The sequence below is a fragment of the Campylobacter geochelonis genome, from assembly GCF_013201685.1.
Taxonomy (GTDB): domain Bacteria; phylum Campylobacterota; class Campylobacteria; order Campylobacterales; family Campylobacteraceae; genus Campylobacter_B; species Campylobacter_B geochelonis.
In genome coordinates, this window is record NZ_CP053844.1 from 894,830 (window position 1) to 913,296 (window position 18,467).

General features: G+C 29.1%; 5 protein-coding genes. All 5 read left to right on the forward strand.

The window, feature by feature from the left end:
* Positions 1–15 precede the first annotated feature (15 nt).
* The 5 genes from CGEO_RS04175 (at position 16) to CGEO_RS10280 (ending at position 18,443) form a co-directional block, all read left to right on the forward strand.
* A complete protein-coding gene (locus tag CGEO_RS04175; protein WP_172658082.1) occupies positions 16–2,043 on the forward strand; it encodes an autotransporter outer membrane beta-barrel domain-containing protein in 2,028 nt (675 codons plus the stop codon).
* A gap of 231 nt (positions 2,044–2,274) precedes the next feature.
* Positions 2,275–3,519: an ankyrin repeat domain-containing protein gene (locus tag CGEO_RS04180; protein WP_172658083.1), complete on the forward strand. Its 1,245-nt coding sequence runs from the start codon at positions 2,275–2,277 to the stop codon at positions 3,517–3,519.
* Between the two features lie 54 nt (positions 3,520–3,573).
* Positions 3,574–5,586: a calcium-binding protein gene (locus tag CGEO_RS04185; RefSeq protein ID WP_172658084.1), complete on the forward strand. Its 2,013-nt coding sequence runs from the start codon at positions 3,574–3,576 to the stop codon at positions 5,584–5,586.
* A 154-nt stretch (positions 5,587–5,740) separates the two neighbouring features.
* On the forward strand, positions 5,741–6,985 hold the full coding sequence (locus CGEO_RS04190; RefSeq protein ID WP_172658085.1) for an ankyrin repeat domain-containing protein: 1,245 nt from the start codon (positions 5,741–5,743) through the stop codon (positions 6,983–6,985).
* 136 nt (positions 6,986–7,121) lie between these two features.
* The gene (locus CGEO_RS10280) at positions 7,122–18,443 is read left to right on the forward strand and encodes an SPM autocatalytic domain-containing protein (RefSeq protein ID WP_301951947.1); all 11,322 of its coding nucleotides are present in this window, start codon (positions 7,122–7,124) and stop codon (positions 18,441–18,443) included.
* Positions 18,444–18,467: the final 24 nt, after the last annotated feature.

Here is an 18,467-nt window from a genome sequence, read left to right on the forward strand (position 1 = left end):
AAAAAGGAGTACTATATGTCAAACTTTAGTCGTTTAGACTATATAAAAGATAAAGTTCAAAAATACAGTGCAAACATAGCTGGTATAGTTAACAACTACAACGACCCTGTTGGACTTGCAAAAGAATTAACTGATTTGTTTAAAAACGCAATAGAAGATACTATCGATAAAAATGTCAAAGATGCTAGTGAAGCAGATAAGCAGTTTGCTAATATGCAGAAAAAAAGAGTTGGAATTTATATAGATGGTAAATTTACTATCATAGACCTAACTGTTTCTCAAATTCTTTTTAATAGCTTTCTTGTAGATACAAGTGGTTCTAGTATAGATGATGGAAATGATAAACTATATTTACACATAGAAAAATCAGAAATATTATATGCTATAAAAAGAACTGTAGGAAATGCTATAGATATACTAATATCAAGAACTTGGGTAGGAGCTATAGTGGCTGCTATAGTTGATATACCAAATTTAATAACTTCTAACCACACCATAACAGTTGAATATAGAGATAAAAACTCTAATGATATAAAAGAAAGAAAATACATCCTTTATAATGCTACAGACTTTGATACATCACTAAGTAGTGAATGGGGAAATATAAGCTTGGATATGAATACTCTTGATAGAGTTATCTTTACAAGAAATGATACTCCAGTAGAGTTTATATATCACAAAAGATATAAAAACAAAAAAGATGGTCAGTTAAACACCTTTGAATTTAGACAAGGAAGAGATGAGAAAAAGATAGTCTCTGTTTTAAAACGAATTGGTTATCCAATAAATAATAACAAGATAGCCCATATGACTTTCTCTAAAAATGAAGAGCCTAAACAACTCATAGCCAACTACTATGCTAACTATGGAGCAGGAGCTAGTAGTGTTAGAAGTGATTTAAATTTACCTAATGATACAAAAGAAAACAGAGAACTAAAACAAGCTGCCGCTTATGCCTTAGAAAACCTAAAAGGATATGCTCTAGCAGGAGATATCTCCAAAAAAGAGTATATAAACATCGAAAACTACTCTGATAACCATCTTAACGATAGAGCTAACTTCTTAAAGCTAAGAGTTCAAGAACTAACTGGTTCTGCTGGAATTTATAGAAATACACACTATTATGATACAAAAGAGAATATATCTGCTGGAGATAAAAACACTATATATAATGAAAAGGTTGATAAAGTAGTGTTTATAACTGGAGATTATACGGACTCTAGGAGTTTATTTGGTAAAAAAAGATTCTATGGATATAGTGATGATAATACCATAATTAGCTCTGATGATATAGGTGTTTACATCGAATCCGGTCTTGGTTGTGATACTATAACTACAGGAAGTGGTAATGATATCATCTATACAAATGCAAAAATAGATGATGGAAATGATAAAGAAGATTCTAACACTACTAATACTGTAAACTCAGGTAAAGGTAATGATAAAATATATGGCTCTAAAGGAGTTGATAACATAACTGTAGATGATGGAGTAAATGTTATATATTCTAAAGATAGTGATGATAGTGTAAATACAACCAAAGGTAAAAACACTATCTACTTAGGAGCTGGAAGCGATAGTGTAAATACAAATGGTGGAGAAAACACTATCTATACAGGATTAGATAACACAAGCCAAGAAGATAAAGATAGTAAAGATGATATAAATACTATAAATTTAACCAACGGAAATAACACAGTATATGGCTCTAAAGCACAAGATATAGTAACTTCAAATGAAGCTAAAAGCGACATCTTTACTAAAGATGGAGATGATAAAGTAAGTATCAGTGGTGCAGAGTTAAACAATGTATTTACAGGAAGTGGAAATGATACTATAACTATAAATGGCGGCAAAGGGCATATAGTTTATACCCATAAAGATAGCATAGATGGCTTAGACTTAGATACTAAAGATAGTACTAACACAGTAGAGATAAATTTAGGTAAAAATACCATCTATGGTGGTAAAGGCAAAGAAAGCTTAACTATAAAAGATGGAGATAATACAGCCTATCTATATAATTATTTAAAATCAGCATAAATTCAACATCTAAATTCCCTTTAAATTTAAATTTAAAAAATTATTAAAATAACATAAATTTAAAGAGCATTTAACTTCCATTGATGTAGAATTACAAGGTAAATTTCTATATAAATCAAAATATGCAAATTTAGCAGGCTTAAATTTAAAACAACAATACATCAAATTTAAGTTTTTGAAATAGATAAAAATAAATATTAAAAATTATATAAATTTACTAAAAGGAAAAAATTGAAAAAGGTATTTAAATTCTTAAGTATATTAATAATACTTTTAGTAGCTAAGCTACTATATAATGAGTATAAACTAAATCAAACCTCTCACTTCACAATCACTTCAGATACAAACGTTTCTGCTATACCAGGACTTAGTAAGTATGTAACTCAAGAAGAGGTTGATAGCTTTTCTTTTAGGTATTGGGATATAGATAACAACTATACTAAATTCTTAAAACCAGAAGTAGTTCCTCTTAGAGAATTTCTTAAAGCAAAAAATACAACCAAAGTCTTAAACTATCTAAAAGAGCATAATCTAAGTGTAGATGTAAAGATAGAAGATGGAACAACTCCACTTATGTATTCTAGCTTTTATGATGATATAAATACAACCAAAGAGCTTATAAAACTAGGTGCAAACATCCATCAAAAGGATAAATACAAACTTAGCTCACTAGCTTATGCTATAGAACACAACTCTACTAAGACAGTAAAATTATTACTTGATAATGGAGTTAAATTTGATGAAATTAAGTCTATTCAGGGATATCTTGCTTCTCCAAATTATGGGGGGATTAATGGTTTGGTTATATACGGTAATAGAGTTGATGTTCTTTATGAGCATAGCTGGATTAAATATATGGGCTCAAAAATAGGACAACCACCACTTGCATACGCAATTAGTAGAAATTTGATAGAGTTAGCTAAACTTATGCTAGAAAGTGATTACAATCCAAAAGCATATTTTAACTACGGAGATACTATAAAAACAAGTGATAATTTTAACGATATCATCTCTTATGAAGAGGAACAAAACTTAAACAAATGGCATAATGGTAACTTTAGTAGATATGATTATACACATTATGCAATATTAGAAGATATCCCCAACTACGAACCTATGTTAGAACTTATGCTTAAATACAACGTCCCTGGACAACCCACAAAAGAGCAGCTAAAAGAGGCGTATGAGAAATGCTATAGATTATATAAATGGTATAAAATAAGATGGATAGATGGAGATAAGATAAATAAAAAAAGACCATTTTATGTGGACATGCCTATAAAAAATTTAGAAAAGTACTGCACTGATGAAAACGGAACTTTTAATAATATAAAAGAGTATTTTGCATACGCAAACGAACAAAAAAAGATGGATTCTATAATATATATAAGTGACACGGATAAGGTGATTTACCTTGATAAACACTCAAGTAAGTCTAACTCAAATTTAACAGATAAAAATAAAAATGAAAACTAAAAATAAAGATAAAAATAAAAACTAAAACTAAATAAATTCAAAAAGGAGTACCATATGTCAAACTTTAGCCGTTTAGACTATATAAAAGATAAAGTTCAAAAATACAGTGCAAACATAGCTGGTATAGTTAATAACTACAACGACCCTGTTGGACTTGCAAAAGAATTAACTGATTTGTTTAAAAACGCAATAGAAGACACTATCGATAAAAATGTCAAAGATGCTAGTGAAGCAGATAAGCAGTTTGCTAATATGCAGAAAAAAAGAGTTGGAATTTATATAGATGGTAAATTTACTATTATAGACCTAACTGTTTCTCAAATTCTTTTTAATAGCTTTCTTGTAGATACAAGTGGTTCTAGTATAGATGATGGAAATGATAAACTATATTTACACATAGAAAAATCAGAAATATTATATGCTATAAAAAGAACTGTAGGAAATGCTATAGATATACTAATATCAAGAACTTGGGTAGGAGCTATAGTGGCTGCTATAGTTGATATACCAAATTTAATAACTTCTAACCACACCATAACAGTTGAATATAGAGATAAAAACTCTAATGATATAAAAGAAAGAAAATACATCCTTTATAATGCTACAGACTTTGATACATCACTAAGTAGTGAATGGAGAAATATAAGCTCGGATATGAATACTCTTGATAGAGTTATCTTTACAAGAAATGATACTCCAGTAGAGTTTATATATCACAAAAGATATAAAAACAAAAAAGATGGTCAGTTAAACACCTTTGAATTTAGACAAGGAAGAGATGAGAAAAAGATAGTCTCTGTTTTAAAACGAATTGGTTATCCAATAAATAATAACAAGATAGCCCATATGACTTTCTCTAAAGGTGAAGAGCCTAAACAACTCATAGCCAACTACTATGCTAACTATGGAGCAGGAGCTAGTAGTGTTATGAGTGATTTGGATAATAGTGATAAAGCTCTCCAACAAGCTGCCGCTTATGCCTTAGAAAACCTAAAAGGATATGCTCTAGCAGGAGATATCTCCAAAAAAGAGTATATAAACATCGAAAACTACTCTGATAACCATCTTAACGACAGAGCTAACTTCTTAAAGTTAAGAGTTCAAGAACTAACTGGTTCTGCTGGAATTTATAGAAATACACACTATTATGATACAAAAGAAAATATATCTGCTGGAGATAAAAACACTATATATAATGAAAAGGTTGATAAAGTAGTGTTTATAACTGGAGATTATACGGACTCTAGGAGTTTATTTGGTAAAAAAAGATTCTATGGATATAGTGATGATAATACCATAATTAGCTCTGATGATATAGGTGTTTACATCGAATCCGGTCTTGGTTGTGATACTATAACTACAGGAGATGGTAATGATATCATCTATACAAATGCAAAAATAGATGATGGAAATGATAAAGAAGATTCTAACACTACTAATACTGTAAACTCAGGTAAAGGTAATGATAAAATATATGGCTCTAAAGGAGTTGATAACATAACTGTAGATGATGGAGTAAATGTTATATATTCTAAAGATAGTGATGATAGTGTAAATACAACCAAAGGTAAAAACACTATCTACTTAGGAGCTGGAAGCGATAGTGTAAATACAAATGGTGGAACTAATACTATCTATACAGGATTAGATAACACAAGCCAAGAAGATAAAGATAGTAAAGATGATATAAATACTATAAATTTAACTAACGGAAATAACACAGTATATGGCTCTAAAGCACAAGATATAGTAACTTCAAATGAAGCTAAAAGCGACATCTTTACTAAAGATGGAGATGATAAAGTAAGTATCAGTGGTGCAGAGTTAAACAATGTATTTACAGGAAGTGGAAATGATACTATAGCTATAAATGGTGGCAAAGGACATATAGTTTATACCCATAAAGATAGCATAGATGGCTTAGACTTAGATACTAAAGATAGTACTAACACAGTAGAGATAAATTTAGGTAAAAATACCATCTATGGTGGTAAAGGCAAGGAAAGCTTAACTATAAAAGATGGAGATAATACAGCCTATCTATATAATTATTTAAAATCAGCATAAATTCAACATCTAAATTCCCTTTAAATTTATATTAAAAAATTATTAAAATAACATAAATTTAAAGAGCATTTAAATTCCATTGATGTAGAATTACAAGGTAAATTTCTATATAAAAACAGGTATAAAACATAACTTTATAAAATAAGGACTAAATTTGAACCAAACATCTAAAAATTTTATCATAACCATAGCTGTTATATTTATAACTATACTTGCATATCTTTATAAAACCAACCAACTACCAAATTTAACCAACCAAACCAACTTCACAATCACTTCAGATACAAACGTTTCTGCTATACCAGGACTTAGTAAGTATGTAACTCAAGAAGAGGTTGATGAGTTTGGGTTTACCTACTGGGATATAGATAACAATTACACTAAGTGGATTGACCCACTTCTTTTACCGCTAAGGTCAGCCTTAAAGGACAAAAATACAACCAAAGTCTTAAGCTATCTAAAAGAGCATAACCTAAGTGTAGATGTGAAGATAGAAGATGGAACAACTCCACTTATGTATTCTAGCTTTTATGATGATATAAACACAACCAAAGAGCTTATAAAACTAGGTGCGAATATCCATCAAAAAGATAAATACAAACTTAGCCCACTAGCTTATGCTATAGAGCATAACTCAACTAAGACAGCTAAGCTTTTAGTTGATAATGGAGCTAAATTTGAAGATGTTAAGGTAGTTCAAATTTACCTTCAAAGTCCCATGATAGAAAAGATAATCATAGATAATGATAATATCAATATACTCTATGATGCTAATGCTTCAAGAAAATCAAAAATCAGTGATGGAAAATCGCCTCATAATACATTTTTTTATATAGTCATGAATGGTTTTACGGAAATAGCAGAACTTGCCCTAAAGAGTGGGTATATACCAAATTGCACACAAAATAATATTTATGATGAACTTTGCTATAAGGAGTTAACTAACATCCCCAACTACGAACCTATGCTAGAACTTATGCTTAAATACAACGTCCCTGGACAACCTACAAAAGAGCAGCTAAAAGAGGCGTATGATGAGTGTTATGAATTTTACTATGATAAATGTTTTTATGATTATAAAAATCAATGTAATCCAGTATTTGAAATATATCCTGAAATTTATGCTTTAAAAAATAAATATAAAATGTTTAAGAGATATTGTCCTGATAAAAATGGAACTTTTAAAGATACAAAAGAATTTATTAATTATAAAAATGCAAAAAATAGGTCTTATTCTATATCATCTATCATAGCTAGTGATATGAAAAATGTTTTTATAAAAGATAAAAATATTACGCTAGAAAATTTAATGATTGATACATATAAAAAAAGCACCAACGAAAATGAAAAAGATTTTCTTAAAACATATTATTTAAAGAATTATAAGAATGATTTTTAAGTATTTAAAAATTAAGGTGATTTACCTTGATAAAAACTCAAGTAAATCTAACTCAAATTTAACAGATAAAAATAAAAATAAAAATAAAAAATAAAACTAAAAACTAAAAATAACTAAATTCAAAAAGGAGTACCATATGTCAAACTTTAGTCGTTCTAACTATATAAAAGATAAAGTTCAAAAATACAGTGCAAACATAGCTGGTATAGTTAAAAACTACAACGACCCTGTTGGACTTGCAAAAGAATTAACTGATTTGTTTAAAAACGCAATAGAAGACACTATCGATAAAAATGTCAAAGATGCTAGTGAAGCAGATAAGCAGTTTGCTAATATGCAGAAAAAAAGAGTTGGAATTTATATAGATGGTAAATTTACTATCATAGACCTAACTGTTTCTCAAATTCTTTTTAATAGCTTTCTTGTAGATACAAGTGGTTCTAGTATAGATGATGGAAATGATAAACTATATTTACACATAGAAAAATCAGAAATATTATATGCTATAAAAAGAACTGTAGGAAATGCTATAGATATACTAATATCAAGAACTTGGGTAGGAGCTATAGTGGCTGCTATAGTTGATATACCAAATTTAATAACTTCTAACCACACCATAACAGTTGAATATAGAGATAAAAACTCTAATGATATAAAAGAAAGAAAATACATCCTTTATAATGCTACAGACTTTGATACATCACTAAGTAGTGAATGGAGAAATATAAGCTCGGATATGAATACTCTTGATAGAGTTATCTTTACAAGAAATGATACTCCAGTAGAGTTTATATATCATAAGATATATAAAAGAAATGATAAGATACTAAACACCTTTGAATTCAGACAAGGAAGAGATGAGAAAAAGATAGTCTCTGTTTTAAAACGAATTGGTTATCCAATAAATAATAACAAGATAGCCCATATGACTTTCTCTAAAGGTGAAGAGCCTAAACAACTCATAGCCAACTACTATGCTAACTATGGAGCAGGAGCTAGTAGTGTTATGAGTGATTTGGAATATAAAGGTAATATAGACAAATTTATAAAACTAAAACAAGCTGCCGCTTATGCCTTAGAAAACCTAAAAGGATATGCTCTAGCAGGAGATATCTCCAAAAAAGAGTATATAAACATCGAAAACTACTCTGATAACCATCTTAACGATAGAGCTAACTTCTTAAAGCTATATGTTTCAGATACACCAACTTCAAATATAAATTATACCGATGTTAAAAGAGGAATAACTATTGGTGATTTTAAATTAAACGATGATACTGTAGGTTATGAGGTTATATTTGTTGATGGAGATAAACAAGCCATAGACTTGCCAACTTATAAGAGTATATATGGCTATAGCAATGGAGATACTATAAAATATATCCAAGGTACAGCCTACATCGAATCCGGTCTTGGTTGTGATACTATAACTACAGGAGATGGTAATGATATCATCTATACAAATGCAAAAATAGATGATGGAAATGATAAAGAAGATTCTAACACTACTAATACTGTAAACTCAGGTAAAGGTAATGATAAAATATATGGCTCTAAAGGAGTTGATAACATAACTGTAGATGATGGAGTAAATGTTATATATTCTAAAGATAGTGATGATAGTGTAAATACAACCAAAGGTAAAAACACTATCTACTTAGGAGCTGGAAGCGATAGTGTAAATACAAATGGTGGAGAAAACACTATCTATACAGGATTAGATAACACAAGCCAAGAAGATAAAGATAGTAAAGATGATATAAATACTATAAATTTAACCAACGGAAATAACACAGTATATGGCTCTAAAGCACAAGATATAGTAACTTCAAATGAAGCTAAAAGCGACATCTTTACTAAAGATGGAGATGATAAAGTAAGTATCAGTGGTGCAGAGTTAAACAATGTATTTACAGGAAGTGGAAATGATACTATAGCTATAAATGGTGGCAAAGGACATATAGTTTATACCCATAAAGATAGCATAGATGGCTTAGACTTAGATACTAAAGATAGTACTAACACAGTAGAGATAAATTTAGGTAAAAATACCATCTATGGTGGTAAAGGCAAGGAAAGCTTAACTATAAAAGATGGAGATAATACAGCCTATCTAGGAGATGGAGATAATAAAGTAAGTATCAGTGGTGGTAAAAACACTATAAGTTTAGGGATAGATAAAGATAGTGTTACTATAAGTGGTGGTAAAAACACTATCTATACAGGAGATGGAGAAGATACTATAACAGCTACTAGTGGAGATAATACCATCTACGCTGGTTTAGGAAAAGATAACATAACTACAGGAAGTGGAGATGATAAACTTTATGCAGGAGATGATAAAGACGCTGATGAGTTAAATGGCGGAAGTGGAGATGATGAATACCATGTCAGTGCTAATGATATAATAAATGATAGTGATGGTAAAGGTAGGGTATGGTTTAAACACGACAGTCCTATAACTGGTGGAATAGAAACAAAGCCAGGAAGTAAAGTATATACAGATAATAGAGGATATACATATCAACTAAATGGAAGTGAACTAAAAGTAACATATAATCTTGATAAAGATAGTATAACTATAAAAAACTACAACCAAGAACAAAACTCACTAGGTATAACTCTAACCAACAAAGTAGGCTTAAAGATAAAAGATGTCACTGAAAATGAAGGAAGTAAAAAAGCAACTATAACACTAGAGTTGATAGGAGAGATTGTAGGTGATGGTAAACTAGAGGTCTTTATGAGAAGTAGTGATATGATGCGTAGTAGAAGTGCTAGATCTAGTTTAGGTGCAATTACTTTTAAAAAAGGCGATACTACTAAGACATATAGCTATGATATCAAAGACTATGATGATTTTATAGTAAATAATGAAAAAAGAAGATTTATAACTAACTTAGTTCCGCATATCATAGATACTCCATCTGTAAAAAACAGTGTTTCATATGATTCATCTAGCAGTAAGTATGGAGAGTTAAACATAGTAGATGATGATAAGCCAGTGTATATAAATGTAAGAGGAAATAGTACTAGTGAAGCAGCTGAAATAATAAGAGGAATGGTTGGAGTAAATAGGGGACTAAAAGTAAGCGCAAACAATCAAAAAGAGTATGTAAGTCTAAACATAGGTAGTAATAAATTTAAATTTATAGGTGGTTACACACAAGATATATTTACCGCCTCAAAATGGACTGATGATGAGATAGAAGAAGAAGATAGCAAATTTTATGTAAGCCCATACCATATAAGTTCAAATGCTACAGTATACTATAAAGGTAAGGGTGCTAGATTTGCAATATTTGATGATGATAAGGATAAAGATTACCCAGATCCAGAAGATGAAACCTCTCCTTTAGTCATAGACTTAAACAAAGATGGTATAAAAACTACAAACCTAAAGAACTCTGTGTTCTTTGATCTTGATAATAATGATTTTAAAGAAAAAACAGCTTGGTTAGATAAAAATGATGCTTTTTTAGCGATAGATAAAAACAATAATGGCATAATAGATAATGCAAATGAGCTGTTTGGAAATAACACTATAATAAATTCAAACTACAACAGAAATGATAAAACACTAGATAATGGCTTTGAAGTGCTAAAAAGATTTGATACAAACAATGATGGTATTATAAATGCACTTGATATGGATTATGATAAATTGCTACTTTGGCAAGATGTAGATAAAAATGGTATAAGTACAAAAGATGAGTTATACACCCTTTCAAACAAAGCAATAAAATCAATAGACTTAAACTATAAAAATGTAAATATAGACTCTAACTCAAATACCATAAAGCAACTATCTAAAGTTAGCTTTTATGATGGTACTACAACAGATATAGCTGATGTTTGGTTTAGGGTTGAACCTAGTAAAACTATAAGTAATGCAAACGTAGAATTACCACAAAGGTTAAGAGAGTTTGTGGATATAGAAGGTGGTGGAAACTTAGAAGATTTTTTATATGTAGTAGCTAAAAACAAAGAGCTAGAAGATAGTTTAAGAAACTATGTAGAAACAACAGATGAAAAACAAAGAAAAGAAAAAGTAAATTCCCTTATATTTAAATGGGCTGGAGTAGAAGATATAGACTCTAGTAGTAGAGGAGGTATTGTTGATGCAAGAGAGTTGGCGGTGTATGAAAAGCTGATTGGTAGGCAGTTTTTACAGCTTGGAACAGATCCAAATCCAAGAGAAAATGCTTCAGCGATAATACACTCTAAATATCAAAGATTTGCAAATTATGTGTATGCATCCTTAGAGCTTGATATAGTATATAAAGGTATGATAAATACTGAATATATGAAGCTTGATAATGATACTGGAGCTTTTCACTATGATTTTAGTGGAGTAAATAAAAAATTCCAAGAATTATATGCAAATAATAAACGCGAAAGTATATCTCATATATCAACTCTTTTAAATATGATAGCAGCAAATAAACCAAATTTTAAAAAAGAGTTAGATAGCAACTATCTTATATCTTTAAAAGATAATCAAGAGCTTATGGCGCTAGCTTTTAACAGATATCAAAAAGCGCAAAATAGCGGAAGTACGCTTTATGGCACTAGTGATAGTGATTTTTTACAAAGTGCAAATGGTGATGATATCCTTGCTGGTGGTTATGGTGATGATATATATAAATTTGATACTAGCTTTGGTAAAGATAGTATATTTGATGACTTTGGAAATGATACTATAGTATTTGCAGAGGGTATAGATCCAAAGGATATAAAACTAAAAAGAAATTTAGCAAATTTAACCATAACTCACTTAGGAAAAGATTGTATTACTATAGAGAATTTCTTTGATATAGCTGGTAAAAATGGAAATGGCTCTATAGAAGGTATTAAATTTGATAAAGAAATATGGGATTTTAATAAAATATTACAAATGGCTCCATTAGAAGCTACAAGTGGTAATGATAGTCTATATCTTACAAATTTAGATGATAAATTTAATGCTATTGATGGCGATGATACTATATATGGTGGAGATGGTAATGACATTATAGATGGTGGAAGCGGAGATGATGGATTATATGCAGATGAAGGAGATGATATCCTTGTTGGTGGAGTTGGTGATGATACTCTTAGTGGAGGAGCTGGAAATGATACATATATCTTTGGTAAAAACTTTGGTAACGACACTATTATAAACAACAACACAGATAATGGCATAGATAAGATAAAATTTATAGATGGTATAAATTTAAAAGATGTTATTTTTAAACAAGTAGATAGCGATTTGTTTATAAATTTAAAAGATAAAAACAATAAAAATTCTATAAAAATTTTAGATTTTTTAGCTCCTTTAGGCAACGGAAATTTGTATAACACTATAAATATGATTGAATTTAGCGATGGTAAGCTTTTAAGTTTAAATGATATAGTAAAACAAAGTATTAAAAATACAGATGAGAGTGCAAATACTATAAGTGTTTTAAGTGATGATAGTTACGTTGTAGATGCTAAAGGTGGAGATGATGTTATAGTTACAAAAGGCGGAAATGATACTTTAATAGGTGGAGCTGGCAATGACACTTTACAAGGTGGGCTTGGAAATGATACTTATATATTTGGCAAAGAGTTTGGTAAAGATGTTATCATAAACAACAACCCAAATGCTTTATCTATAGATACTATTAAATTTATAGATGGTATAAGCAAGGATGACATACTCTTTAGCATTAAAGATAATGATTTGGTTATAACTTTAAAAAACAATCAAGAAAATTTCATCACTATAAAAGAATTTTATAAACAAGAGTATGGTGTATATAATAATACAATTACTAGTATAGAATTTGATGATTTAGCTACTATGCATTTAGATGATATAAATAAAGCAATTATAGATAATAAATCTAGCGATATAGTAAAAACAATATCTTCATATGGATATGACATAGATAAAAGTGATAGTAAAGTAGGTGTTAGTATAGATTTATCAAATGGCGATGATAGTATAGTAGCAAGTAGCTTTAATGATACTATACACTCAAACAGTGGAAATGATATTATAAATGGTGGAAGTGGAGATGACTACATAAATGCAGGAGCTGGCAATGATATCATAACTGGTGGTAAGGGTAATGATAGCTTGCAAGGTGGAAAAGGAAATGATACTTATGTGTTTGGAAAAGAATTTGGTAAAGACGTTGTTATAAACTATAAAGATAGCATAAATGAGATAGATATTATTAAATTTATAGATGGCATTAGAAAAGAGGATTTGATATTTAAACAAACTAATTTGGATTTAACTATAGCTATTAAAGATACAAACGATTCTATCCTTATCCAAAATTTTTATAAAACATATACAGATAAAGCAGATTTTATTATAAATAAAATAGAATTTGATGATAAGTCGTTTTTAAATCTAAAAGATATCAATGAGCTGGCGTTTGAATTTATAGATAATGATAGCAATCTTGTATCGGTAACTACAAATGATAACTACTTAATCAATATATCTAAACTAAATAATGGCAAAGAGATATCTACGCTTGGTGGTAATGATATTATAACGGGTAGTAGTGGAGATGATATTATAAATGCAGGAGCTGGCAATGATATCATAACCGGTGGTAAAGGAAATGATACTTTACAAAGCGCAAAAGGAAATGATACCTATGTATTTGGAAAAGAATTTGGTAAAGATATTATAGTCTCTATTCGTGGTGGTGGAAATGGCGATAAAGATAAGATAAAGTTTATAGATGGTATTAGAAAAGAGGATTTATTATTTACCCAAGACAAATTAGACTTGATTATATCTTTAAAAAATAGCAACGACTCTATAGTTGTAGAAAATTTCTATAGCATATATCGTGATGAGAGTAGAAATAAAATATCTTTAATAGAATTTGATGATTTAACTACACTATCTTTAAAACGCATTAATGAACTTGCTTTGCTTGGCAGTTCTGTTGATAAGCTTGTAAATACAAATGATGATTATACTATAGATAAAACATCATCAACACTAAGCTTAAACATAGCTACTCTTAAAGGCAATGATACTATAAAAAGCGGAAGTGGCGATGATAGTATAAATGCAGGAGATGGTAACGATACTATCATGGGTGGAGTTGGAAATGATACTATAAATGGTGGAGCTGGAAATGATGTTTATGTGTTTGGTTGGGGCTTTGGACAAGATACGATTATAAATCATAAAACAAATACAAACGAAATAGATACTATAAAATTTGTTGATGGTATTAGAAAAAATGATTTGATATTTAGGCAAGATGGTTTAAATTTGATAATTTCATTAAAACATAGTAATGATTTTATTATCATTGAAAATTTCTATAAATTATATGAAGGCACATCAAAACATATAGTAGATAAAATAGAATTTGATGATAATAGCTCTTTAAATATTAAAGATATCAATGAATTAGCACTTAAATTTATTGATAACAGTTCTGATAATGTCTTAGTAACTACAAATGATAACTATGAAGTAAATTTAAATAAAGTTGAAAAAGGAAAAATCATAACCACACTAGGTGGTAACGATAATATAATTAGTAGTGATAAAAATGATACTATAAATTCAGGAAGTGGTGATGATAAGATATCTGCTAATGATGGAAATGATAAAATCTATGCCTTAAGTGGAGCTGATTATATCGATGGTGGAATGGGAGATGACTACATAGATGCCGGAAGTGGAGATGATGTACTTATAGGTGGAGCTGGTAATGATATATTACTTGGTGGAAATGGAAGTGATAGGTATGTATTTGATAAAGACTTTGGAAATGATATAGTCATTAATAAAAAAGATGATTATAGCTTTGATATTATTGAATTTATAGATAATACTACTAAAGATGATTTGATATTTAAACAAATAAATTTAGACTTAAAAATATATCATAAATCCAGCAATAGCTCTATAACTGTAAAAGAGTTTTATACTATTGATAATAATAAAGCTTTAAATACAATAGATCAAATCCTCTTTAAAGATGGATCTTATATAAATTTAAAAGAGATAAATCAGTTAGCTTTAAATCATGCAGATGATGATAGTATCAGACTAGATGTAGTTACAAATGATAATTACACTCTTAGTGCAGGAGCTAAAGATGATAGTATAACTATGCTTGGTGGAGACGATTATATAAATTCAAACGAGGGAAATGATGGGATATTTGCTGGAGCAGGAAAAGACTATATAGACTCTGGAAGTGGTGATGATTATATAGACTCTGGAAGTGGAGATGATATACTTGTAGGTGGAGCTGGTAATGATAGATTAATAGGTTCAAGTGGTGATGATATATATAGATTTTTTAAAGGCTTTGGCAAGGATACTATAATCAATCAAAAAAGCACTTTAGAAGAGATTGATACTATAGAATTTGCAGATGGAATTAAAAAAGATGATGTCATCTTTAAACAAAAAGATGATAACTTGGTTATATCTTTAAAAGATAGTGGTGATAGTATAGAGGTAATTAACTTTTTTAAAGATGTAAGTTTTACTGTAGATAGGGTTAAATTTAGTGATGGCTCGCTACTAAGTCTTAAAGATATGATATATTTAAGCTTGATTAATACAACACAAGGCGATGATAAGATATCTGTTTTACAAGATGATGATTATACTATATATGCCAAAGGTGGCAATGATACAGTTATAACTAAAGGTGGAGATGATTATATAGATGCTGGAATGGGAGATGACTATATAGATACAGGTGCTGGTGATGATATACTTATAGGTGGAAGTGGCAATGATATCTTAATAGGTGGAAGTGGTAATGATAGATATGTTTTTAATAGTGGCTTTGGAAAAGATATTATAGATAATGCTGGCTTTGGATACGATAAGATAGAATTAGATAACATAAAAGCACAAGATCTATCTTTTATCTATTATGAAAATAAAGATGAGCTAATTATAACTTTAAAAAATAGCGACGATAGTATAAGTGTTAAGAACTTTGTCAAAGAACCTATAGAGGAGATTGTTTTTAGCAATAATGAAAAACTATATAAACAAGATATTATAAATAAAGCAACTATTATAGGTAGCGATGATGAAATAGTTATGCTTAAAGATGGCATATTTAATGCAAAAACAGGAGATGATATTTATAATATAGCAAAACTAGGTATAAATGTAGTTATAGATGATAAATTTAGCATCTTTGGTATAGATAGATATAGCGGAAACAATACATTAAAATTTGGCATGGATATAGATAAAAATGACCTATCCTACAAGATAGATAAAAAAGATCTAAATATTAGCCTAAAAGATAACCCTAGTACAAATATAACTATAAAAAACTTCTTTGATAATCACTCTTTGATTGAAACTCTTAAATTTAGTGATAACTCATCTTTAAATTTAAAAGAGGTTGTATTTGATAAGTTTAAACCAGTTATTACTAGCTCTGTATTTAATCTTAATGAAGATAGTACCTTAGACTCTATCTTAAAGGTAGATAACCCACTAAATACAAATCTAACTTATGAATTAGTATCAAGTGCTTCAAACTCAACGTTTGATTTAAAAGATGATGCTAGCTTTAAACTTATTCCAAATTTAAACTTTAATGGCAAAGATAGTATAACTTTAAAAGTAACAAATGAGTATGGTATGAGTAGTACTAAAAAGATAGTATTTGATATAGCACCTATAAATGATGCTCCTATGTTTGAGTCTAAACATACTATATATGAGTTAAATGATATTAGAGATTTAAACTTTGTATTAAAAGCAGATGATATAGATAGTGATAATTTAACATTTAGTATTAAAAAAGATAGTTTAAATGGTAATTTAACTATTGGCGATAATGGAGCATTTAGTTATAAACCTAATAAGCTATTTATAGGAAAAGATAGTGCTATTATCATAGTTAGCGATACATACAATGCTATTGATGAAATCTTAGTAGAGTTTGATATAAAGGTAAGCAGCCCAGTTATAAAAACAGATATTTTAAATATAAGTGAAGATAAAAATTTAGTAGCAAATATAGATATTATAAATAAAACAAGCTCAAACCTAACCTATGAGATACTAAACTCTCCACTAAATTTAAAGGCAAATTTAGATAAAGATAATAATCTATCTTTAATACCAAATCTAAACTATAATGGAAGTGATAGTATAACCTTAAAAGTAACAAATGAGTATGGATTAAGTGATATAAAAACTATAAGCTTAGAGGTAGCACCAGTAAATGATGCTCCAGAGTTTAAAGAGTTAATAACTGCATATGAACTTAAAAACACAAGCACCATATCAAGTAGTTTCGATGCATTTGATGTTGATGGTAATAAACTTAGTTATAAGATTATTAAAGATAGTAAACATGGAGTAATAAGCTTAGATGATAGTGGAGTATTCTCCTATACAAAAGATACAAATTTTATAGGTAAAGATAGTGCTATAGTAGAAGTAAGTGATGGTAAACTAACAGCTACTAAAGAGCTTATATTTAACTCCTTAGGATACCAAGTAGATAGTAACTTAGATATAACCATACTACCAAATCAGACTATAGATACTACGCTTAAACTAAGTAACTCTTATAAAGAGGATATTAGCTTTATAAAAGATAGTGAGAATCTTATTATAAAAGATAGCGTTACAAACTCAAGTATTACATTAAAAGAGTATTTTACATCTAAACATTTGATAAAAGAGATATCTTTTAAAGATAAAACTACTGTAAATATCTCTAATGAAAATCTATCTTTAGTAGCTAAACAGTGGTGGCAAATAAATCCACAAGCTAGATTAAACACTAGTGGAGTTATAGTATCAAATACAAATAACTCAATTCTATATGGAAGTGGCAAAAACGATACAATCATATCAACTAGCACCAACTCAACCATACGCTCATATGAAGGGGATGACTTTATCTATGCTAAAGATAACAATACTATCTACTCATACTCCGGTAACGATACAATCATATCTTATAACAATGACATAGTATATGCAGGAAATGATGATGACACCTTAATATCTAAAGCAAACAACTCAACTCTACAAGGAGAAAATGGTAATGATACATATATCATAACTAAAGAAGCAACCAACACAACTATAAAAGATAAAGAGCTAATAAATTTAATAGAAGGTGGAGATGATACCTTAATACTTCAAGGAGTTAAAAAAGAAGAGATTAGCTTTAAACTAGATGGAGTATTTATGCAAGACTTAGTTATAAGATATGGAAGCGATAACAACACTACTTTAACAATCAAAAACCAAACAAACAAATATTCTCAAATAGAGACAATCAAACTAGATGATAACTCATTTATCTCAAATGAACAAATAGATAAGATAATACAACAAGTAAATGCTTATACGAGCGATAATGGTATATCAAACATAACTCACGATGAAGCAAGAAACAATCAAGCCATTATGCAAATATATGCTAGTGGATGGGGAAGTTAAGAGTTAAGAGATATAAAAGAAACA